General features: G+C 64.6%; 15 protein-coding genes and 1 pseudogene. 6 read left to right on the top strand and 10 right to left on the bottom strand.

Annotated elements, in window-relative coordinates:
* Nucleotides 1–268: 268 nt before the first annotated feature.
* The 3 genes from AB4Y36_RS29655 to AB4Y36_RS29645 are packed head-to-tail and all read right to left on the bottom strand — an operon-like array spanning nt 269 to nt 6,280.
* Nucleotides 269–1,762 (bottom strand): efflux transporter outer membrane subunit, encoded by a 1,494-nt coding sequence (locus AB4Y36_RS29655; protein WP_368684875.1) that lies wholly within the window; start codon nt 1,760–1,762, stop codon nt 269–271.
* Between the two features lies 1 nt (nt 1,763).
* The gene (locus AB4Y36_RS29650) at nt 1,764–4,982 is read right to left on the bottom strand and encodes an efflux RND transporter permease subunit (RefSeq protein WP_368684874.1); all 3,219 of its coding nucleotides are present in this window, start codon (nt 4,980–4,982) and stop codon (nt 1,764–1,766) included.
* 11 nt (nt 4,983–4,993) lie between these two features.
* Nucleotides 4,994–6,280, bottom strand: a complete 1,287-nt coding sequence (locus tag AB4Y36_RS29645; RefSeq protein WP_083245551.1) for an efflux RND transporter periplasmic adaptor subunit — start codon at nt 6,278–6,280, stop codon at nt 4,994–4,996.
* Nucleotides 6,281–7,160: 880 nt separating this feature from the next.
* Between AB4Y36_RS29645 and AB4Y36_RS29640 the strand changes: the two genes are divergently transcribed.
* From AB4Y36_RS29640 to AB4Y36_RS29620, 5 genes are read left to right on the top strand one after another with little or no spacing between them, the layout of a single operon-like run.
* Nucleotides 7,161–8,138 (top strand): LysR family transcriptional regulator, encoded by a 978-nt coding sequence (locus AB4Y36_RS29640; RefSeq protein ID WP_069268033.1) that lies wholly within the window; start codon nt 7,161–7,163, stop codon nt 8,136–8,138.
* Nucleotides 8,138–9,607 (top strand): NAD(P)-binding domain-containing protein, encoded by a 1,470-nt coding sequence (locus tag AB4Y36_RS29635; protein ID WP_368684873.1) that lies wholly within the window; start codon nt 8,138–8,140, stop codon nt 9,605–9,607. Before AB4Y36_RS29640 ends, AB4Y36_RS29635 begins: the two co-directional genes overlap by 1 nt.
* 32 nt (nt 9,608–9,639) lie before the next feature.
* On the top strand, nt 9,640–10,152 hold the full coding sequence (locus AB4Y36_RS29630; protein WP_368605795.1) for a CMD domain-containing protein: 513 nt from the start codon (nt 9,640–9,642) through the stop codon (nt 10,150–10,152).
* Nucleotides 10,149–10,790 carry a peroxidase-related enzyme gene (locus AB4Y36_RS29625; RefSeq protein ID WP_368684872.1) on the top strand — a complete coding sequence of 214 codons (642 nt, stop codon included), beginning with the start codon at nt 10,149–10,151 and terminating at the stop codon, nt 10,788–10,790. The genes AB4Y36_RS29630 and AB4Y36_RS29625 overlap by 4 nt, the downstream gene beginning before the upstream one ends.
* A 3-nt stretch (nt 10,791–10,793) precedes the next feature.
* Complete coding sequence (locus tag AB4Y36_RS29620) at nt 10,794–12,098, top strand: MFS transporter (RefSeq protein ID WP_368684871.1); 1,305 nt, start codon at nt 10,794–10,796, stop codon at nt 12,096–12,098.
* Between the two features lie 60 nt (nt 12,099–12,158).
* Here AB4Y36_RS29620 and AB4Y36_RS29615 read toward each other — a convergent pair.
* From AB4Y36_RS29615 to AB4Y36_RS29600, 4 genes and pseudogenes are all read right to left on the bottom strand, one after another.
* A pseudogene (locus AB4Y36_RS29615) lies at nt 12,159–12,500 on the bottom strand (septal ring lytic transglycosylase RlpA family protein); the annotation flags it as partial.
* Between the two features lie 326 nt (nt 12,501–12,826).
* On the bottom strand, nt 12,827–13,132 hold the full coding sequence (locus AB4Y36_RS29610; protein ID WP_368684870.1) for a DUF4148 domain-containing protein: 306 nt from the start codon (nt 13,130–13,132) through the stop codon (nt 12,827–12,829).
* Between the two features lie 104 nt (nt 13,133–13,236).
* Entirely contained in the window at nt 13,237–13,485 is a 249-nt protein-coding gene (locus tag AB4Y36_RS29605) for a hypothetical protein (RefSeq protein ID WP_141710858.1), read from the bottom strand.
* 313 nt (nt 13,486–13,798) lie between these two features.
* Nucleotides 13,799–15,382, bottom strand: coding sequence for a tetratricopeptide repeat protein (locus tag AB4Y36_RS29600; RefSeq protein WP_368684869.1), 1,584 nt, complete (start codon nt 15,380–15,382; stop codon nt 13,799–13,801).
* Nucleotides 15,383–15,833: 451 nt separating this feature from the next.
* On the opposite strand from AB4Y36_RS29600, the gene AB4Y36_RS29595 reads away from it, so the two are divergent.
* Nucleotides 15,834–16,967, top strand: coding sequence for a porin (locus tag AB4Y36_RS29595; RefSeq protein ID WP_368684868.1), 1,134 nt, complete (start codon nt 15,834–15,836; stop codon nt 16,965–16,967).
* 110 nt (nt 16,968–17,077) lie between these two features.
* On the opposite strand, the gene AB4Y36_RS29590 is transcribed toward AB4Y36_RS29595, so the two are convergent.
* The 3 genes from AB4Y36_RS29590 to AB4Y36_RS29580 all read right to left on the bottom strand — a co-directional run bounded on the left by AB4Y36_RS29590 (nt 17,078) and on the right by AB4Y36_RS29580 (nt 20,634).
* The gene (locus AB4Y36_RS29590; protein WP_368684867.1) at nt 17,078–17,803 is read right to left on the bottom strand and encodes a haloacid dehalogenase type II; all 726 of its coding nucleotides are present in this window, start codon (nt 17,801–17,803) and stop codon (nt 17,078–17,080) included.
* Between the two features lie 131 nt (nt 17,804–17,934).
* Nucleotides 17,935–19,647 carry an ABC transporter ATP-binding protein gene (locus AB4Y36_RS29585; RefSeq protein WP_368684866.1) on the bottom strand — a complete coding sequence of 571 codons (1,713 nt, stop codon included), beginning with the start codon at nt 19,645–19,647 and terminating at the stop codon, nt 17,935–17,937.
* A gap of 9 nt (nt 19,648–19,656) precedes the next feature.
* The gene (locus tag AB4Y36_RS29580; RefSeq protein WP_342946158.1) at nt 19,657–20,634 is read right to left on the bottom strand and encodes an ABC transporter permease; all 978 of its coding nucleotides are present in this window, start codon (nt 20,632–20,634) and stop codon (nt 19,657–19,659) included.
* Nucleotides 20,635–20,638: the final 4 nt, after the last annotated feature.

Below are 20,638 nucleotides of genomic sequence, written 5' to 3'. Positions count from 1 at the left end.
TCGCGCATGCTCAAACTCACCAGCGTCGTGTCCGGCTTCATGGCAGGCCCCGCAGCGGTTGCAGCAGTCTGCCAGCTTGCCAGCGCTCAAAAACACGACATCTGTAAATAGCCAGAACACGACATTAAGACGTAGCCCCCACACATAAAACTGCGATAATTTGCATTATGTTAAATAAAAGATAACCATGTCTCCAGCACCAATCTCCTCGCGATCCGCCTCCCTCAGGTTAGCGATGGACCGGCGCTCGCATCAAGCCCTCCGAGGATCATTGCGGTACCTGCGCAACGGGTTCCCCCGTAGCGGGCTGTGCAGGAGGCGGTCCGCTTGCCGGTTGCGGCACGCTCATCTGCTCCGCCTGCACGACCCACCCGCCGCCCATTGCCATGTAGAGATTGACGAGGTTCGTCAGCGTCGCGGCCCGGGTCTGCGTCTGCTGCAGTTCCGCGTTGAACAGATTGCGCTCGGCATCGAGCACCTCCAGGTAGCTCGTATAACCGCCCTCGTAGCGTAGCCGCGCGAGCCGCAGATACTTGCGCAGCGAGGCGACCTGATCGTTCTGAATCTCAAGCTGCTCACGCGACTTCTGCGTCGAGATCAGCGCGTCGTCAACCTGCTGGAACGCGACCCTTATCGCATTTTCGTAGGCGAACAGCGCCTCCTGTTGACGCGCGTCGGCCTGCTTGTTCTGACCGTAGATGTTGCCGCCCGTAAAGAGCGGCATCGTTGCCGAGCCGGCGAACGCCCATACCCGAGCAGGTCCGGTGAAAAGACTGGAGAACTGCGTACTCACTGATCCGAAGAGCCCCGTGAGCGAGATCTGCGGGAAATACAGCGCGCGCGCCGCACCGATCAGCGCATTTTGCGCAACCAGATTCTGCTCGGCCTGCAGCAGGTCCGGGCGGCGTTCGAGCAGGTCCGACGGCATGCCCGCAGGCACGGCCGGCGTCGAGAGATCCACCAGTGCGCGACCGCGCAGGATCGGCTCGGGATTGCTGCCGAGCAGCACCGCAATCGCGTCTTCCTGCTGGGCGATCTGCTGCTCGAATTGCGGGATGGTCGCCTTCGTCGCCGCATAGTCGGACTGGCTCTGGGCAAGTTCCATATCCGAGGTCTGCCCGAACTGCTGGCGCAGCGTGAACACATGCACGGAATCGGCGCGACTCTCCGTTGTGCTCTTCGCGATTTCGAGCTGCGCGTCGAGGCTGCGCAGCGTGATATAGGACGATGCAACCGATGCGACGAGCGTCAGGATCGTCGCGCGGCGGCTCTGCTCGGCCGCGTTTACGTTGGCACGTGCCGCTTCGGTTTCGCGCCGCACCTGGCCAAACAGATCGATGGTCCAGAAGGCGGACAGATTCGGCTGGAACTCGTTGAAGACCGGCGAGACGCCGGCCGGTATCGGCGTCGGCCCGTTCTGCGATGCGCGCTCGCGCGTCGCGCTGAAACTGGCACTCGCCTGCGGGAACAGTGCCGAGCGCGTGCTCACGAACTGTCCCATGAACTCGTCGACACGCGCAGCCGCCTGTTTCACGTTGAGGTTGTTTTCCAGCGCGGTCTTCACCAGGTCGTTCAGCACCGGGTCGTCGAACTGCGCCCACCACATGGTGTTGGCGACGTCGGCCACGTCCGGGTAAGCAAACCGGTACGTTGCCGGCACCTCCACTTTCGGCCGCTCGTAGTTGGGGCCGAGCAGACAGCCGTTCAGCAAGCCGATGAGCAGGACTGGCGCGGCGACGCGCGTGAAGGCTGCGGCACGCATGTCAGTCGCCCTCATGCCGCGCGGACGGCGTGACGGTCGGCGAGCCAGGGCCGCCCGAGGCCGGTGGTGGCGCTTCGTTATCCGGCTTGGGCGTTTCCTTGCCGCCGCCCTTGCGCGAACCAAGCGACTCGATCCCCCAGTAGAACATCGGAATGAAGAACACGGCGATGGCGGTCGCACCCAGCATCCCGCCGATCACGCCGGTGCCGATCGAATGGCGGCTGTTTTGCGAGGCGCCGAGTGCTATGGCGAGCGGCACGCAGCCGAGGATGAACGCAAGCGACGTCATCACGATCGGCCGCAGGCGCTCTTCCGCGGCGACGAGCGCGGCGTCGTACGGCGTCTTGCCCGTCTCCCGGTTCAGGACGGCGAACTCGAAGATCAGGATCGCGTTCTTCGCGGCGAGCGCGATCAGCATCGTCAGCCCGATCTGGAAGTACACGTCGTTGTTCAGGCCGCGCAGCAGGATCGCGAGCAGCGCGCCGAACAGCGCGAACGGCACCGCCATGAGTACGCCGAGTGGCAGCGACCACTTCTCGTATTGCGCGGCGAGGATCAGGAACACCATGACGATCCCGAACACGAACACGAGCCCCCCGGTCGAACCCGACTTGATCTCTTCGAACGCCTCGCCGCTCCACCCGACGGCGTAGCCCGGCGGCATCTGCGCGGCGAGTTCCTTCAGGGTGTCGATCACCTGGCCCGAACTGTAGCCCGGCGCCGCATTCGCGGTAATTTTCACCGCCGGGAAGTTGTTGAAGCGCGTGATCAGATCGGGTCCCGTGACATACTTGTAAGTCATCACCGCCTTGATCGGCACCATGTTGTTCGAGCGGCTGCGCACGTAAATCTGGTCGAGGTCGGCGGGCGTGAGCCGGTAGCGCGGATCGGCCTGAACGATCACCTGCCAGAGCCGCGCGTCCTTGTTGAACTGCGAGACGTAGAGCGAGCCGAACATCGTCTGCATCGCGCTGTACACCTCTTCGACCGGCACGCCCAGCGTCTCCGCCTGGTCGCGGTCGACGTTCACGAGCAACTGCTGCGAGCTTGCGTTAAACGTCGTGGTCACACCGGTCAGTTCGGGGCGCGCCTTCGCCTTCGTCATGAAGTCCTGCACAACGCCAGCGAGCTGCTGAATGGAGCCGTCTCCGTGGCTTTCGATCCACATTTCGCTGCCGCCCGTGGTACCGAGACCGGGAATGGACGGTGGATTCACCGGTACGACGATGCCCTCCTGAATCTTCGAGAGCGTTTCGTAAGCCTTGATCAGCACGGCACGCGCGTTTTGCTCCCGGATGTTCGAGAACTTGTACCGTTCGTCGAACTCTTTCAGGCCGACGAAGAACGTGCCCGCGTTGTTCTTGTTCTGGCTGTCGAGCAAGCTGAAGCCGTTCACGATCGTGATGCTGCTGACCGCGGCCTGCTTCATGAAATGGTCGGTGACCTTGTCGCCCACGGCCGCGGTGCGATCGAGGCTCGCGGCGTCCGGCATGATGATCGCGCCAAGCAGATAACCCTGGTCCTCGGGTGGCAGGAAAGCGCCGGGGATCGACTTGCCCATGAGGACCGCAAGCGCGATCACGGCGCCGAAAACGAGCAGGCCCAACACGTAACGCCGGATGATGAACTGCACGGCGCGCCCGTAGCCGGCGGTCATCCGCGCGAACTGGTTGTCGAACCACCGGAAGAAGCCCTTTTTCTCATGGTGCGTGGGCTTGAGCAGAATGGCGGCCAGTGCCGGAGACAGCGTGAGCGCCACGATGCCCGAGAACACCACCGAGATCGCGATCGTGATTGCGAACTGCTTGTACAACTGTCCGGTGATCCCGCCCAGGAACGCAACCGGCACGAACACGGCGCACATGACGAGCACGATCGCGATGACCGGGCCCGACACCTCGTCCATCGCCCGCTTGGCCGCGTCTTTCGGACTGAGCTTGAATACCGTCATGTTGCGCTCGACGTTCTCGATCACGACGATCGCGTCGTCCACGACGATGCCGATGGCGAGCACCATGCCGAACAACGTCAGCATGTTGATCGAAAAGCCCAGCGCCGCCATCCCCATCGCCGTGCCGACGATCGACACCGGGACGGCCAGCACCGGAATGAGCGTCGCGCGCAGGCTCTGCAGAAACACGTACACGACGATCACCACCAGCACGAGCGCTTCGAAGAACGTATGGATCACGTCTGCGATCGACGCACGCGTGAAATCCGTCGTGTCCAACGCGATCTGATAGTCGAGCCCTTCAGGAAACGACGTTTTGAGTTGCGCAAGTGTCTCGTGTACCTGCTTCGAAACGTCGAGCGCGTTCGCACCCGGCTGCTGGTAGACCGCGATGATCGTCGCGGGCTTGCCCTGGAAGGTGGTGCGATTCGAATAGCTCTTTTGACCCAGTTCGGCCCGGCCAATGTCTTTCAGGCGGACGATCGCCGCGCCGTTGCTCGCTGCGCGGATGATGATGTTGTCGAATTCGGCGGCCGTCGCGAGCCGCCCGGTTGTCGTCACTGCGAACGACTGCTCGACCGGGTTGCCGGTTGGCGCCTGGCCGACGGTGCCGACCGCGAATTGCTGGTTCTGCGCGCGCACGGCGTTTTGCACGTCGCCGGCGGTAATGCCGAGCTGCGCCATGCGATCGGGCTTCAACCAGATCCGCATCGCATAATCCGGAGTGCCAAAGATCGACGACTGGTTCGCGCCTGGAATCCGCTTGAGCGTATCGAGCACGTAGACGTTTGCGTAGTTCGCGATATAGGTCGGGTCGAAGCGGTCGTCCGGAGAGTAGATCGCGATCACCATCATGAAAGCGTTCGACTTCTTCTGGACCTGGACGCCCTGCGACTGCACCTGCTGCGGCAGTTGCGGCAGCGCGAGGTTCACGCGGTTCTGCACGTCGACCTGGGCGAGTTCCGGATTGGTGCCGATCCCGAAGAACACGTTGAGCGTGTAGTTGCCCGTGGACGAACCGGACGAATACATGTAGATCATGTTGTCCGCGCCGTTGACCTGTTGTTCGATCGGCGCCGCCACGTTGTTCGCCACGACGTCCGCGCTGGCCCCCGGGTAGGTCGCGGAGACCGTGACCTGCGGCGGCGTGACGTCCGGATACTGGGCGATGGGAAGCGCGAGCATCGTCAATGCGCCGCCGAGCGTGATCACGATCGAGATGACGGACGCGAAGATGGGGCGATCGATGCAGAAGTGCGAGATGTTCATCGAGTCGCCCCTTACTGCGACGCGCCGCTGCTTGCGGCAGGCGCCGTCGCGCGCGTGCCCGCACTCGCCTGCGGCGCTGACGCCCCGCCCTTCTCGACGACTGCCTTGCCGCCGGTCTGCGTCGAAGGAAGCGTTCCGGCAATCTTGAGCGGCACGTCGGGCACGACGCGGATCGCGCCGTCTACCACGATGCGCTCGCCGGCCTTCAGGCCATCGTTGATGAACCAGTTGTCGCCGCTCCAGTCGCCGACTTCCACTACGCGCTGCTTCGCCTTCGACTCATTGTCCACGACCCAGACGAAGTGGCTCTTCGCGCCCTGCAGCACGGCCCGTTGCGGCACGAGGACGGCATTCGGCCGCGTGGCGCCCGTCACGCGCGCGCGCACGAACTGGCCCGGCCGCAACGTGCCCTTAGGGTTCGCAAGGGAGGCCCGCACGAGGAACGTGCCCGTGTCGGTGCTGAACGCCGGATTCGCAAAACTGATGGCGCCGTGCTGCGGAAATTCCGTGCCGTCCGCAAGTAGCACGACCACGACGAATTCGCTATTCGGCGGGAAGATCAGCTTGCCTGCCGAAATCTCGTCCTGAAAGTGGAGCATTTCGTTTTCGGAAATGCTGAAGTTCACCCAGATCGGATCGAGCTGATAGACAAACGTAAGGAGACCGGATGAATTGGCGATCAGATAGCTGCCGTCCTGCTGTCTTGCATAGCTCGCGAGTCCATCCAGCGGCGACTTGATCGTCGTGTAGCCGAGATTGAGTTCCGCTGTCTCGACCTGCCCTTGGGCGGAAATCACCGCGGCCTGGGCCTGCTTCTCGTTGCCGATCGCGTCGTCGAGGTCCTTCTGGCTCAATGCCTGTTGCGCGGCGAGCGGCTTGACGCGGGCAAGATTCTGCTGCGCTACCGTGAGCCGCGCCTGCTGCTGCGCAAGCTCGCCCCGCGCCGTCTGGAGCGCGGCCTGAAATGGCTTCGGATCCATCAGGAACATCGTCTGGCCGGCCTTCACCTTGTCGCCTTCGGAATAGGTCCGCCGGTCGAGAAAGCCGTCCACGCGCGCACGAATTTCGACTTCACGCGAACTCTGCGTCTGTGCGGTGAACTCGAGCTGAACCGGGGTGTCCTGAGCCGTGACCGTCATCACCGTGACTTCCGGTGCGCCGAGCGCCGGCGGCCCCGATGCCTTCTTGCAGCCGGCGAAGAGCGTCAGCGCAATGACGACGAAGATTAGCGGCAGGCGGTCCCGGCGTGCCGCAACCCGGGGTAACGGTCGATGCTCCGGAAAGAACGGTCCGCTCATGAATGGCCTCCCGCAACGCGCCGGACCTGCGCATCGCCCCGGTACGCGCGCGCCATGGTCACCTCTGCGTTGCCCGCTCTCACTGTTCGCGAATTGGATCAGCAAGGATCTGCACACTGCGCTGGACACGGCGCCGGCTCAAGCATGACGGGGCCAGCCGACTTGCCGCTCCCGGACGATTGCCCACGCCGGTTATGACTTCTTCGATACAACGTGCCCCGATGATTCGCGCGAAGATCGGAATGATCTTTGGGTCGCTGGCTGAGGTGCCGCGCATACGGCGCTCGAAGCGCCACCAGCGCTGCCCGGCGCGTTAGTATCGGCGCCGTCCTGTCACGGCGCTCGTAGTCGTCAAGTGTGGTAGCCGTCCAGGGCAAAAACAATGAGACTTTGGTCCGATATCCCGCCGAGCCGCGTTTTGCTGTACACGGCAAGGACGCACGGTTGCCGGGGCAACCGCCACGCGGTATGCCCACGTTGCAGTTTGTCCACGGTTGTTGGTCGCGCATTCCGCAAATGCGCTTGAACTGATCATTGAGCAAGCCACCAGCAACACGATCTTCATGGCGGTCTCCCGAAGGTTCTGCCAAAACGTGACAGGCGCATGATCGATGCAGCCTTGATCACCCCGTCTTCGTCTCAAAGACTGCAGGACGCGCGTTCAGCGAAGACCATCGTGCCGATACCACCGCTTCTTCATCCGGGCACACGTTGAGAACCGGTGCCGAGTCTTGCCGCCCACGCCACGACAGGAACAATGTCGTTAGGGGAAACCCCTCTTCCGGAATAACGATATAAAGATCAATTATTTGAAAAACGTATTCTTACAGCATCAGAATGTGATTTACGCATTCTCGTGCACCCCCACATCAACCGGAAGATGGAACTACGCCAGCTCGAAGCCTTCGCCGCAGTGATCACGACCGGCAGCGTCACCGCCGCCGGCCGCCTGCTGGGGCGCTCGCAGCCAGCGATCACGCGGCTGATCCAGGAGCTCGAAACCGAGGTCGGCTATGCGCTGTTCACGCGCAATGGCCCACGCGTCACGCCGACCGAGCAAGGCATCCTGCTCTATGAGGACGTCGAGCACGTGCTGACGGGCGTGCAACAGATCCGCAAGCGCGCCGGCGAAATCGGCCGCGGCGAAAGCCGGCCGCTGCGCATCGCCGCGACCTCTGCCCTCGCCGCCGGCCTCGTCCCAGTTGCGCTCGCGCGCACCGATCTCGCTGACACCGCGCAGACGATCCAGTTGCGCAGCCTGCCCCCCGAACAGGTCGTGCACGATGTCCTCACCGGCGCGGCCGACATCGGCGTGGCGAGCCTGCCGCTCGAGCATCGCGGCGTGGTCGTGCACTGGATCGGGCAATCCGCGTGCGTTGCGGCGCTGCGCGACGATGATCCGCTAGCCCGCTCCGAGCGGCTGCCGCTGTCGGCCTGCGAGGGCCGGCGCATCGTCACGATGCAGAACCCGTATCGCCTGCGCCGCCGGCTCGATCATGCGTTCGCACAAGCAGACGTTTCCCCTGCGGGGCTGATAGAGACGAATTCGTCGATGAACGCGCTGACCGCGGTTCGCGCCGGGCTCGGCATCTCGGTGCTCGAACCCGTCACCGCCTACGGCATGCCGCTGGCCGGTGTCGCGATCCGCCCGATCGACGCCGACATTCCGTATTTCTTCGGCGTGATCTCGCGCGATGCCATCGCGTTGCCCCCCTCGGCCGTGACGCTCATCGACGCGCTCGCGGACGCAGCTCGCGCTGTGCTGCCCGATTTCGCGCTGCGTGCGAGCGCCGAACACGCCCAAGTCCTGCAGTCGCTGTATGGCGATCTGCCCGCCGCCAAGGAATCGTTGCCTTAATGAATCCGACCACCCCATCGTCCGCAGGTCTCGCCGCGCTCGAAGCCCGTCTGCGCGAGGATCTCGCGTGGCTCGAACTGCCCGCGAAGCGCTGGATACCCGAACGCACTCTCGATGGCCGCTCCTTGATCAACGTGGCGATCGTGGGCGGCGGTATGGCGGGGCTTGCGCTGGCCGCCGCGCTCGACCATCTCGGCATCGACGCCGTCATTTACGATCAGTCGCCGCGCGGTTTCGAAGGTCCATGGGCCACCACCGCGCGCATGGAAACATTACGTTCTCCGAAGCAGCTGACCGGCCCCGCGCTCGGCCTGCCCTCGCTCACGTTCCGCGCGTGGTTCGAAGCGCAGTTCGGCGGGCAGGCGTGGGACGCGCTCGACAAGATTCCGCGTCTGCAATGGATGGACTATCTGCGCTGGTACCGCGATGTGCTCGACATCGACGTGCGCAACGAACACCGCGTCATCGCCATCACACCGTGCGCAAACGGCAGCGTCGCGCTGTCCCTCACGAGCGCTGCCGGCGGCGAGACCATCCATGCGCGCCACGTCGTCCTCGCGACGGGCCGCGACGGCCTGGGCGGTCCTGCCGTGCCGGCCTTCGTGCGCGATCTGCCGCGCCGCTTCTACGCCCATTCGTCCGACGTCATGGACTATGGCACGCTGCGCGGCAAGCGCGTCGGCGTCATCGGCGCGGGGGCCTCGGCGATGGACAGTGCGGCCACCGCGCTCGAAGCGGGTGCGGCCTCGGTCGATCTGCTGATCCGTCGCGCGGACATCCCGCGCATCAACAAGGGCAAGGGCGCGGGCAACCCGGGCCTCACACATGGCCATGTCGCGCTCTCCGACGACTGGAAGTGGCGCATCCGCCACTACATCAACGTGCAGCAGGTGCCGCCGCCGCGCGGCAGTATGCTGCGCGTGTCGCGCCACGCCAACGTCCGCTTCAACCTCGGTGCGCCGATAACCGGTGTCGAACAGGTCGACGACGAACTGCACGTCAGCACACCGAAAGGCGACTTCGCACTGGACTTCCTGGTGTTCGCAACGGGCTTTCGCATCGATCTGACGAGCCGCCCCGAGTTCGCGCCGTTTGCCCGCCACGTTCGTGCGTGGAAAGACCGCTACGCGGCGCCAGCCGGCGACGACGACATCGAGCTTGCCGATTCGCCCGACCTCGGACCGGTGTTCGAATTCCAGGAAAAGACGCCCGGCGCGTGCCCCGGGCTCGAGCGCATTCACTGCTTTTGCGCGCCCGCGATGCTCTCGCACGGCGCGCTGTCGGGCGATATTCCGGCGGTCAGCGACGGCGCGAAGCGGCTCGCACAAGGGCTTGCCGCCACGTTCTATCGAGAGGATGTCGAATTGCACTACGCCGACATGGCGGCCTTCGCCGAGCCGGAAATCGAAGGCGACGAATGGACGCCCGCGCCATCGCCTCCGGCACTCGCCGAGCGCGAAGCGAAATGAGCGCGTGAATCTGCCGTTCTCCGGAATTGACCATGACATACGACACTGACGACATCGTCGATCGCGTTGCCGACCTGGCGCCCGACTCGGCCACCCGCACATTGCGGCACCAGCGCGCCAAAGTGGTGGAAGCGACGCAAGGCAGCTACGACGCGCTGTTCGACCCCACGCTGGAAGGCCTCACGTTGATCGAGCGGCTACTCGTCGCGCTCTATGCGAGCCGCCTCGCGCCCTCACCGGCGCTCGCTGCCCACTACCGCGCCGAACTGGCCGCGCACGATGTCGATGCAGCGACGCTCGCCGCCGTGGAAACGGGCGCGACCGAGGATCTCGCTGCGCCGCGCCTGCGCGCGATCCTCGCGTTCACGCGCACGCTGATCGAAAATCCGGTTGCCGGCGACAAGGCCGCGCTGCAGACGCTGCCCGCCGCCGGCCTGACGACGCCGGCCGTGGTGGCGCTCGCCCAGCTGATTGCCTTTTTGTCGTACCAGACGCGCCTCGTCGCGGGTCTGCAAGCCCTCAAGCAGCTGGAGCGCGCATCATGAGCGACATCATCCGATCGCACGGCTTCACGAACGAATCACTCGAATGGGACGCGTGGCTCGACGTCGTCGACCTCGACCAGGCCACCGCGGGTCAAATTGCCGTTCTCGAGGAAAGCCACCCCAAGGCAAAAGTATCGGACTACTACCGGTTTCTCGTCCATCAGCCGGAAATCCTGCGGCAGCGCTCCGCCGCGTTCAACGCAATCATGTACGCGCCCGGCGGCTTGCCTCGCGCGGAACGGGAACTCTCGACCACCGTGGTTTCACGGCTCAACGGCTGCGTGTATTGCGCATCGGTGCACGCCCAGCGTTTCGAGCAGCTCGCCAAGCGCAACGACGTGATCCGGCAGGTATTCGCCGATCCGCACAGCGCGGGCACGACAAAGCGCGAAGAGGCGATTGCCCGCTTCTCGGCCGCGCTGACCGAGCACCCCGACGAGATCGAGGCGGCCCAGCTGCGCGAATTGCGTGAGGTGGGTCTTACGGATGCCGATATTCTCGACCTGATCCATTCGATTGCCATCTTCGCGTGGGCGAACCGGCTGATGCTCAATCTCGGCGAACCTGTGTTTCCCGAGCCGACACCCGCCCCTGACCGACCGACGCTGGACCTCCCTTCAACCAAAACCCGGGGATAGCCGATGGGCACTCAACCTGGCATCAAGCCTGTCATCGTGGCCGCCGTGCTGGCCAATGCGATGGAGTGGTTCGACTTCACCATCTTCGCCGCGATGACGCCGATCATCAGCAAGTTGTTCTTTCCGGCCTCGCACGGCGCAGCGGGCGCGGATCTGAACGCCATCCTGCTGACCACGGCCCTCTTCGGCGCGGGTTTTTTCATGCGTCCCGTGGGCGGCGTGCTGCTCGGTCTTTACGGCGACACGTACGGCCGCAAGGCGGCCATGACGCTCGGCATGGGCATCATGGCGCTGGCCGCCGCGATCATGACCTTCGCGCCGACGTATGCAACGGCCGGCCTCGCCGCGCCGGTCCTGATGCTCGTGGCCCGGCTGCTGCAAGGTTTTTCGATCGGCGGTGAATTCGGCACGTCGACGGCGTTCCTGATCGAACTGGCGCCGCCAAATCGCACCGGCTTCTACGGCTCGTGGCAGATGAGCGGACAACTCATGTCGACGATGCTGGGCGCCGCACTCGGCATGGTGGTCACACAGGTGTTCACGCCCGAGCAGCAACTCGCGGGCGCGTGGCGCATCCCGTTCGCGGTGGGCCTGCTCATCGCGCCGCTGACCGTCTACCTGCGCCGCCACGCAAACGAAACCTACGCGCGCATCCACGCAACGCCGCACACCCGCGCGACGGAAGCGGCCGCCGTCAAGCGCGGACTGTCCGACTATCTGATCGGGATGGGCATGGTGGTGGCGAGCACCGTCACGTTCTACGTCACGTTCGGCTACACCGTCATCTATGCGAAACAGGTGCTCAAGCTGCCCGTTTCGGAAAGCTTCATGGTGCAAATGATCGCGGCCATCGTCATGCTGATCGTCACGCCGATCGCGGGCGCGCTATCCGACCGCTATGACCGCAAGACGCTGCTGGTCGGCTCGCTGGGCGCCTACCTGGTGGCGATCTATCCGCTCTATGCGTGGATCGTGGCGGCGCCGTCCGTCTCCCGGCTGCTGGTCGCGCAGATCGTGATCGGCGTGGTGAGTGCGACCTTCCTCGGCGTCTATTGCACGACGCTTGCCGAGATGTTCCCCAAGCGCACGCGCGCGACCTCGCTCGCGGTGGTCAATAACGTCGTCGTCCTGATCTTTGGCGGCTTTGCGCAGACTTTCGTGACCTGGCTCATCGTACTCACGGGTTCGCCGCTGGCGCCGGTACTCTATGTGATGATCGGCATCGCGCTCAGTCTCGTGGCCGTCGTGGCGCTGAAGCCGGGTCATTTCAGGCGGGGCAGCGCAAGCGCCGCTCAAACCACTGGGTGAGGCAGCGGGCTTGTCCATGTAGAAGGGGGGTGAAGGCGAGGATGTGACGGCCCCCTCACGTCATCTTCCTGTCGTCAGGATTCCGTCGTCGTCCGACGCCGTCTGTGCGTTCGGCGTGTTCCCTATACGTTCGATCTGCACCCGCATCGACCGTGCGTCGGTGAGCCCCAGCGCTTTCGCCGCGGCATACGAGAGATCGATGATCCGGCCTCTCACATAGGGGCCGCGATCGTTGATGCGCACCACGACCGACTTCCCGGTTGCCACCGATCTGACGCGCACATAGCTGCCGAGCGGCAAGGTTCGATGGGCAGCCGTGAATGCGCCGGTGTTGAAGCGTTCCCCGTTCGCGGTCTCATGGCCCTGGAACTTCTCCGCATACCAGGATGCCTCGCCGGATTCTGCCTCGTGGCGCATATGACAGGATTCGCCGCTGCACGCGGCTTGCCGGGACGCCATTTGACCGCACGCTGTGAACAACGCACAGATTGCGAAAACGCTCAAATAGCGCAGTGATGGCGTCATGGACCACATGTCAGTCAAATGAGCGATGGCTCAACGTTTTCAAAGGTGCACAGCATACCGCATGCCCGGTCGACGTAAAATCCTGGCAATTTTTCAGGTTTCATGCAATGGGCTTGTAGGTCCGGCCCTCATTTCTCGGCTGATGCCCGGAAAGAGCCCCTCGATTCGTCGATGGGAAGGTAGGGGCTCGTCAACGCCCTGGCTTACTGACCGAAGTAAACCGGCTTCATGCTGTCACCGGCGGCGGGCGCGCCAGAGGACGACGTACTGCCTGCCATCCCGCCGTAACCGCTTCCGCCGTTCTGCGCGGCCACGCGTGCTTCGGCAGCCTGGATGTCGGCTGGGTAGTTGGTATTGTCGCCGTCACCTGGGCGGTAGCCCGCCTGTTCGAGCTGGATAAGCTCGGCGCGGACCTGCTCAGGCGTCACGGCGCTGTTCGATTGTGCAAACGAGACCGCCGGAGCAGACAGAACGGTAAGGATAACGAAGGTTTTAGCAAGGGATTTCATGATGAGGTTCCTCTAACGATTGCCACGTAGGATGCAACTAGCTTGAACCGATGCGCAGGTTCAATACGCTCCCGCAACTTTTCCCGCGCCCCCGCTGGCCTCCATTACTTGATGGAGGCCTGATTCCCCGTTCGTTGTTTCCGCCACGTTTTTGTTTGCACTGCCCAGCGGCCTGTGTCGAATCCACCCGAAGCGCAGGCTGCACCGTGGGTCCGCTGCCACCATGCGTGGTGATCGAAATTGCGCAGGAAATCGGCGCGACGGCGCTCACGGAGGTAGTGCGCCGTCACGCCGGCCGCAGCGATCGCAAGCACGATCGTGCCGGCAGCCATACCCAGCCAGGTTGGGTCCACGTCAGCCTCCCGATTGCATCCGCAGCGCTCGCGCGCCCCATGTGTCCTTGGGCGCTCAGCGTTGGTAGAACCGTCGCCGACGGGGTTTCCCTGAGCACGACGGATGCCGGAACGGTCAAGCGGCAAGCCGCCTGCAGCACGTTATGCAGATGTCATGCCATCCGGGAGCGATCCGCGCGGCGCCCTTCCCCACGTGCATCGCAGCGATGCGAGTCTGGGCGCGACCATCACCTGGCCGGGCGATGTTGGGCAATCGCCAACAGGCCGGCCGTGGCGCGCGGCAGTCTGCCAGGTACGGTCATTCTTGGGCAGCCTAACGCGCGGCGATCCGCGCATCGAGCGCCGTGCGCAATGCGCTCACCACGTCGGCCCACTCGCCGCGGCGCGTTTGGCGGAACAGACGCGCGTTGGCGTACCACGGGCTGTCGTCGCGATTCAGCTGCCAGCGCCAGTCCGGTGTGAACGGCAGCGCAATCCACACGGGCTTGCCGAGCGCGCCCGCCAGATGCGCGACCGCCGTATCGACGGCGACCACGAGATCGAGTTGCGCGACGAGCGCAGCCGTTGCCGAAAACGTCGTCAGGCGCGTGCCGGCGTCGATCAGCCGGCCGCGCTGCACGAGTTCGTCCATGCACGCGCGGTCGCGCTCGCGCAGCTCTTTTTGCAGCGACACGAAGCGCACATCGGCGTCGAACAGCGGCAGGAGTTCCGCAAGCGGCATCGAGCGATTGCGATCGTTCACATGCGTCGTGCTGCCCGACCAGACCAGCCCCACACGCAGCCGCCGGTCGCCATCTTCCTCGGCGCCGGTCACATCGGACCACGACGCGCGCGCGGCAGCGTCGGCGTCCGCATTGACATACGCGCCCGAAGTCGCGAAATCCGCTTCGCGCAGCGCAAGTGCGTGCGGCAGGCTCAACATCGGCACGTGGTAGTCGAACGCAGGCAGTTCCGACGAGTCGCCGATGACGCTCGAGGCACCCGCTACGTTCCGCAGCAACGGCAGCAGCGCGTCCTGCACGCGCACGATCACGTTCGCGCCCTTCGCCTGCAGGCGGTCGACGAAGCGCACGAACTGCAGTGTGTCGCCGAGACCCTGTTCCGCGTGCACGAGCACGGTCTTGCCCGCGAGCGGCTGGCCCTTCCACAGCGTCACGTCGGGGAAATCGTGTGTCATCGTGCCGTCGCGCCAGCGCCATTCGTATTCGCGCCAGCCGTGCTCGAATTCGCCGAGCAGTAGATTGGTCTGTGCGCGATTGGTGCGCGCACCGGCGTCGTTCGTGTCGATCGACAAGGCCTTCTTGAACTGGCGCAGCGCGTCGTCGAAGCGATGCAGGTCGCGCAACGCGACGCCCAGGTTCACGTAGGCGGCGACGAAATTCGGCTTGAGTTCGATTGCCCGCCGATACGCGTCGAGTTCCTCGTCGTACCGGCCCAGCTCGCCGAGCAGCGTGCCGCGGTTGTAGTGCACTTCCGCCGAACGCGGATACCGGCGCGCCAGACGCCCGAGATACGCGAGTGCGGCCTCGGCCTCCTCCAGCTGGATGAGCGACATGGCCGCGCCATGCAGCGCTTCGACGTGATCGGGCGCGAGCGCCAGCTGGCGTTCGTAGAGCGCGACGGCCTGGGTGTGACGCTGCGCGAGCTGGCAAATGCGTGCGGCCTGCTGCAACTGCTCCTGAGGCGTTGCGGCCGGTTGTGCCGCGCGCCAGGCGAATTCGGCGGCGCCCGCGTAATCCTCGCGCGTTGCGTAGACAAATGACATCGCTTCCAGTGCGCCCGCGTGATCAGGATGCGCTTGCAGGATCGATTGCAGGTCGTGCTCCGCGGCGTCGATGCGGCCGGCGGTGAAATGCTGCTTCGCCTGGGCGAGCAGCGCGACGATGGTGTCAGTCATGGGAACGCGGGGCGCTCGCGCCCGAATGCATGGATGAGGACTCAAGGCCGTATTTTACCTCAGCCGCTCCCGCGCAGTTTCGTCGCACCATGTCGCCGGGAACCACGATAACGAACGGTGCGGTCGATTTGAAACGTGGAACAACGCGTATTTCTTCGCGTTATTCATTCACGGTAATAATCAGGAATATGGATCGCAAAATCTTTCCAGAAATTACGATAAAAATGCGATAAATAGCGCGTTTGGACCAGCGCATGGGCGTGCATAAAGTTCCTTGTTTTACCGGGTATTTCGATCTTCCAGGCTGCCGATGTAATAGTCTGGAACAGGTAAGACAATGTTAGCCAATAATCGTGGCATGCATGCCACAACTCCTGAAAATCATTCCGGATATCGCGTTATGCTCCGCGCTCGCTCGCTTTCGAGTGAATAACAAAGCAATGGAGTTACGATGAAAAAGTACACCCTTTCCGCCCTCGCAGTCGCCGCAGCCTCTTTCGCGAGCGTCGCACACGCACAAAGCTCGGTCACGCTTTACGGTTTGATCGACGCGGGCGTCCTGTACACGAGCAACCAGTCGGGCAGCTCGAACGTGCAACAGTCGAGCGGCGCGCTCAACGGCAGCCGTTGGGGCCTGCGCGGTAGCGAAGATCTGGGCGGCGGCCTCAAGACGATTTTCGTGCTCGAGAACGGCTTCAGCATTTCGACGGGCGCGGCGAAGCAAGGCAGCCGCATGTTCGGCCGCCAGGCGTTTATCGGCCTTTCGAGCGAGCAGGCCGGCGCGGTCACGCTGGGTCGTCAGTACGACAGCGTGGTCGACAACCTGGGCGGACTGTCGCTGAACGGCACGCAGTACGGCGGCACGCTCGCCGCGCACCCGTACGACAACGACAACCTCAACAACTCGTTCCGCGTGAGCAATTCGCTCAAGTACCAGAGCGTGAACTACGGCGGCCTCAAGTTCAATGCGCTGTACGGCTTCTCGAACGCCGCGGGCGGCTTCGCGAACAACCGCGCATACAGCGTCGGCGCCACATACTCGTTCGGCGGCCTCAAGGCGGGTGCGGGCTATCTTCAGCTGAACAACTCGGGTTCGACGATCAATAGCAGCGGCGCGGTCAGCGACGACGCCACCTTCACCGCATCGCGTCAGCGCACGTATGGCGCCGGCCTGAACTACGCTTTCGGCGCAGCCAACGTGGGCTTCGTGTTCACGCAAACGCAGCTGAGCAACCTCACGGCCATCAACTCTTCGAACGCGGGTGCGACGACGTCGTTCGCCGGCAACAGCGCGCGCTTCAGCAACTTTGAACTCAATGGCCGCTATGCGTTCACGCCCGCAATCACGGTGTCTGGCGCTTATACGTACACGAACGCGAGCCTGGACGGTGTGAATCCGAAGTTCCATCAGTTCACGCTGCAAGGCGACTACGCGCTGTCGAAGCGCACCGACCTGTACGCCGAAGCCGCGTATCAGCGTGTCGTGGATGGCGAGGGCAAGATTCACGCGGACATCATGGGTGTTTCCGCTTCGGATTCGAACTCGCAAGCCGTGGCGACCGTGGGTATCCGCCATCGCTTCTAACGCGACGATCGCTCGCAACGTGAACGCCGCGCCAGCGGCGATCTGAGTACGGGCAGGCAGACGCCTCGGTGTCCGCCTGCCCGTGTGCTTTGACGATACCCTTTAAAACCTCAATCTATCGAGGCATCGAGCTGACTCGCAAGCTCGTTTAAATCGTTCACCACGAAATCCCAGGCCTGCTCCGCTTTCAGGTCTGTTTTCTGATCGGGACCGTGCTCGGTCCGCCGCACGACGAAGGCGGTCGAAAGGCCAAGCCGGCGCGCCGCGGCCAGGTCGCCGTTATGCGCCGCGACGAGGCATACTTCGGCGGGCGCGAGACCCAGAATGTCCGCCGTTTCCGTGTACACCTGCGGCGACGGCTTGTAAGCGCGCACCACTTCGGCGCCGAGAATGGCATCCCATGGCAGGCCGGCGCGCCTCGCAATGTCCACCATGAGCCGGATGTTGCCGTTCGACAAGGGAGCGATGATGAAGCGGCGTTTCAGACGATTCAGCGCCTCGACCGAATCGGGCCATGGATCGAGGCGATGCCAGGCCAGGTTGAGTTCGTCGATCTCGGCGTCCGTCGCTGCGGCAATACCGCTGCGCGCCAGCACCTTCATGAGATTCTCGCGATGCAGCACGTCGAGGCGCACGTAGGGCCGGCGGCCGCTGCGGATTTCCTCCATGGCAGGCGAATACTCGCGGCGCCAGGCGTCGGCGAACTCGAAAGCGTCGAGATGAGGCGCGTGGCGTTGCAGAAAAGCGGCGGCTTCCCTCGCGACGCCGCGTCGCCAGTCCACGACGGTGCCGAAGACGTCGAATACGAGGGCCTTGATTTCGGTACGGTTCGTCATAGGGGCCAGCATCGGTAGTGGATCGGAGCGCGCATCGTGAATCGCCTCGGTCAACCGGCAAAGGCGGTGCAATACACATTGAAGCACCCAAACCGGAATCGCAGCTGATCGCTGCCCCACTACCCCGCGCTTCAGGCCGCTTCGGCCTCCAGCTCGCGCCCTGGAATCGCAGCGAGCAGCGCACGCGTATACGGATGGCACGGTGCGCGCCAAATGTCCTGATGGTCGCCGCTCTCGACGATCTTGCCCTGTTGCATCACGTGCACACGGTCGGCGATGTAGCGCACGACCGAAAGATCGTGCGAAATGAAGAGCATGGAAAGCCCCAGCTCGCGCTTGAGTTCGACGAGCAGATTGAGAATTTGCGCCTGGATCGAGACATCCAGCGCCGACACCGGCTCGTCGCAGATCAGCAATGCGGGTTCGAGCACGAGCGCGCGCGCAATACCGATGCGCTGACGCTGGCCGCCCGAGAATTCATGCGGAAAGCGCGCGAGCGCCGCCGCGGGAAGGCCCACGCGTTCGAGCACCGAGCGCACACGCACGCGGCGCGCCGCCGCTTCGCCAACCCCATTCACAGCCAGCACGGTTTCGAGAATGTCGCCCACGGTGCGACGCGGATTCAGCGACGCATAGGGATCCTGAAAGACCATCTGCACCTTGCGCCGTAACGGCCGCAACGCGCGCTCGCGGAGCGGGACGAGTTCCGTGCCGTCAAGCGCGATCGATCCGCCCGCAACCGGCACGAGGCGCATGATCGCACGCGAAAGCGTGGACTTGCCGCAGCCCGACTCGCCCACGAGCCCGACCGACTCGCCCCGGCCAATCTCGAACGAGACACCGTCGACGGCGCGAAGTGCCGGCGCGCCATGGCGCTGCGGGTACGCCACGCGCAGGTCGCGCACGGCGAGCAGCGGCGCGGCGTCCGTCGTCTGAAGGCCCGATGCCGTACACTCGGGCACCTTGCGCGGCACCACCTCGAAGCCCGCCTCCTCGTCGTTGCGATCCACGCGACCGGCCGGTGCCGAGTGGCGGATTTCCGGCAAGGTCCACGAGCGGTAGTGCAGATCGTCGGCGAGATTGAGCGAAGCGCCGAGGAGCCCTCGCGTGTAGGCGTGGCGCGGGCGCGCGAAGAGATCCGCCGTCGGCGCTTCTTCTACCTTGCGCCCGGCCAGCATTACCGCCACGCGGTCCGCATGATCGGCCACGACGCCCAGGTCGTGCGTGATCAGCAGGAGCGACATCGACAGTTCCCGGCGCAGCGCGTCGAGCAGTTCGAGGATGCGCGCCTGGATCGTCACGTCGAGTGCGGTCGTGGGTTCGTCGGCGATCAGCAGACGCGGGCGGCACGCCACGGCCATCGCAATCATCACGCGCTGCCGCTGGCCGCCCGATAGCTCGTGCGGATAGTCGTCGAAGCGGCGCTGCGGCTCGGCAATGCGCACGAGATCGAGCAGCTCGACGGCACGCGCGCGAGCGGCCCGGCGCGACAGCGCCTCGTGCTGACGCAGCGTCTCCACGATCTGCGCGCCCACGCTGAGCACGGGGTTCAGCGAGGTCATCGGCTCCTGAAAGATCATCGAGATCTGTTTGCCGCGCAGATCGCGCACCGCCCCGCGCGGCAAGCCCAGCAGCTCGCGTCCTTCGAAGCGCACGCTACCCGTGACGCGTCCTGGCTCGGGAACGAGCTGCATGAGCGAAAGCGCCGTGGCGGACTTGCCGCTGCCCGACTCGCCCACCAACGCGAGTATCTCTCCCGCCGCGATGTCGAAGCTCACGCCGCGCACCGCATCGTGCGCCCCAAAACTCACGCGCAAATCGCGTACTTCCAGCAGTTGGCTCACGTGGCACCTTTACGGTCGTTGCCGCTGCCGCGGATTGAGGGCTTCGGTCAGGCCGTCGCCGAGCAGATTGAGGGCGAGCACCGCGAGGACGATGGCCGCGCCGGGAATCGCCGTGAGATACCACGCCGTGCGCAGCGAATCGCGACCGGCGCCGATCATCGCCCCCCAGCTCATCACATTGGGGTCGCCCATGCCGAGGAACGACAGCGACGATTCGATCAGGATCGCGCTTGCCACCATCACCGAAGCCGTGACGATCACGGGCGGCAGCGCGTTGGGCAGGATTTCGCCGAAGATGATGCGCGTGTTGCTGAATCCCTGGCTGCGCGCCGCAAGCACGAAGTCAGAGCGCCGCAGCGTGCGGAATTCCGCGCGCACGATCCGCGCGACCGTGGGCCACGAGGCAACGCCAATGGCGAGCGCGATCACCACCACGTTGGGCCGCCCGATCGCTACGAGCACGATCACCAGCAGAAAGGACGGCACGGTCTGGAACAGCTCGGTGAGACGGACCAGCGCGTCGTCGATCAGGCCTCCGAAATAGCCGCCGGTGGCGCCCACGAGCGTGCCGATCACGAGTCCGATGCCTGCCGAGGCCGCGCCGATCAGCAGCGAAACGCGCGCGCCATGCGCGATGCCGGCTGCGACGTCGCGCCCGAGCGAATCGGTGCCCAGCCAGAATTGCGGGTCGCTGCCCGGCCATTCGAACGGGCCGCCCACCATGTCGAGCGGATCGCCCGGGTAGAGCCGCGGCGCGAGCACGGCGAGCACGACGAATGCCCCGAGCAGCACAAGGCCAGCGCAGGCCGAAGGGTTGCGCAGCAACGCGCGCCAGAAAGCGTGCCCGGCGCGGCGCGCGGGCGCGCTGTCGCGCTCGGCGCCGCGGCGGCCAAGCAGCGCGAACGCCAACTGTCGCCGCCACGGCGAACCCTGGCGCGCGGCCGCACGTCGTGCGTCAACCGGCAGATCCGGCGATTCGAAACTCATTGCG

Origin of the sequence: Paraburkholderia sp. BR10936, from assembly GCF_040965735.1 — a bacterium.
In the GTDB taxonomy this organism is placed as follows: domain Bacteria; phylum Pseudomonadota; class Gammaproteobacteria; order Burkholderiales; family Burkholderiaceae; genus Paraburkholderia; species Paraburkholderia nodosa_A.
Note: the sequence above shows the minus strand (reverse complement) of the source record. Positions and strands in the feature narration are given on the sequence as shown.

What these genes read in the sequence shown, in the direction of transcription:
- AB4Y36_RS29600 (WP_368684869.1), bottom strand. Translation starts at nt 15,382, where the DNA reads ATGACTGACACCATCGTCGCGCTGCTCGCCCAGGCGAAGCAGCATTTC.
- AB4Y36_RS29625 (WP_368684872.1), top strand. Translation starts at nt 10,149, where the DNA reads ATGAGCGACATCATCCGATCGCACGGCTTCACGAACGAATCACTCGAA.
- AB4Y36_RS29580 (WP_342946158.1), bottom strand. Translation starts at nt 20,634, where the DNA reads ATGAGTTTCGAATCGCCGGATCTGCCGGTTGACGCACGACGTGCGGCC.
- AB4Y36_RS29650 (WP_368684874.1), bottom strand. Translation starts at nt 4,982, where the DNA reads ATGAACATCTCGCACTTCTGCATCGATCGCCCCATCTTCGCGTCCGTC.
- AB4Y36_RS29595 (WP_368684868.1), top strand. Translation starts at nt 15,834, where the DNA reads ATGAAAAAGTACACCCTTTCCGCCCTCGCAGTCGCCGCAGCCTCTTTC.
- AB4Y36_RS29640 (WP_069268033.1), top strand. Translation starts at nt 7,161, where the DNA reads ATGGAACTACGCCAGCTCGAAGCCTTCGCCGCAGTGATCACGACCGGC.
- AB4Y36_RS29620 (WP_368684871.1), top strand. Translation starts at nt 10,794, where the DNA reads ATGGGCACTCAACCTGGCATCAAGCCTGTCATCGTGGCCGCCGTGCTG.
- AB4Y36_RS29610 (WP_368684870.1), bottom strand. Translation starts at nt 13,132, where the DNA reads ATGAAATCCCTTGCTAAAACCTTCGTTATCCTTACCGTTCTGTCTGCT.
- AB4Y36_RS29645 (WP_083245551.1), bottom strand. Translation starts at nt 6,280, where the DNA reads ATGAGCGGACCGTTCTTTCCGGAGCATCGACCGTTACCCCGGGTTGCG.
- AB4Y36_RS29630 (WP_368605795.1), top strand. Translation starts at nt 9,640, where the DNA reads ATGACATACGACACTGACGACATCGTCGATCGCGTTGCCGACCTGGCG.
- AB4Y36_RS29635 (WP_368684873.1), top strand. Translation starts at nt 8,138, where the DNA reads ATGAATCCGACCACCCCATCGTCCGCAGGTCTCGCCGCGCTCGAAGCC.
- AB4Y36_RS29590 (WP_368684867.1), bottom strand. Translation starts at nt 17,803, where the DNA reads ATGACGAACCGTACCGAAATCAAGGCCCTCGTATTCGACGTCTTCGGC.
- AB4Y36_RS29655 (WP_368684875.1), bottom strand. Translation starts at nt 1,762, where the DNA reads ATGCGTGCCGCAGCCTTCACGCGCGTCGCCGCGCCAGTCCTGCTCATC.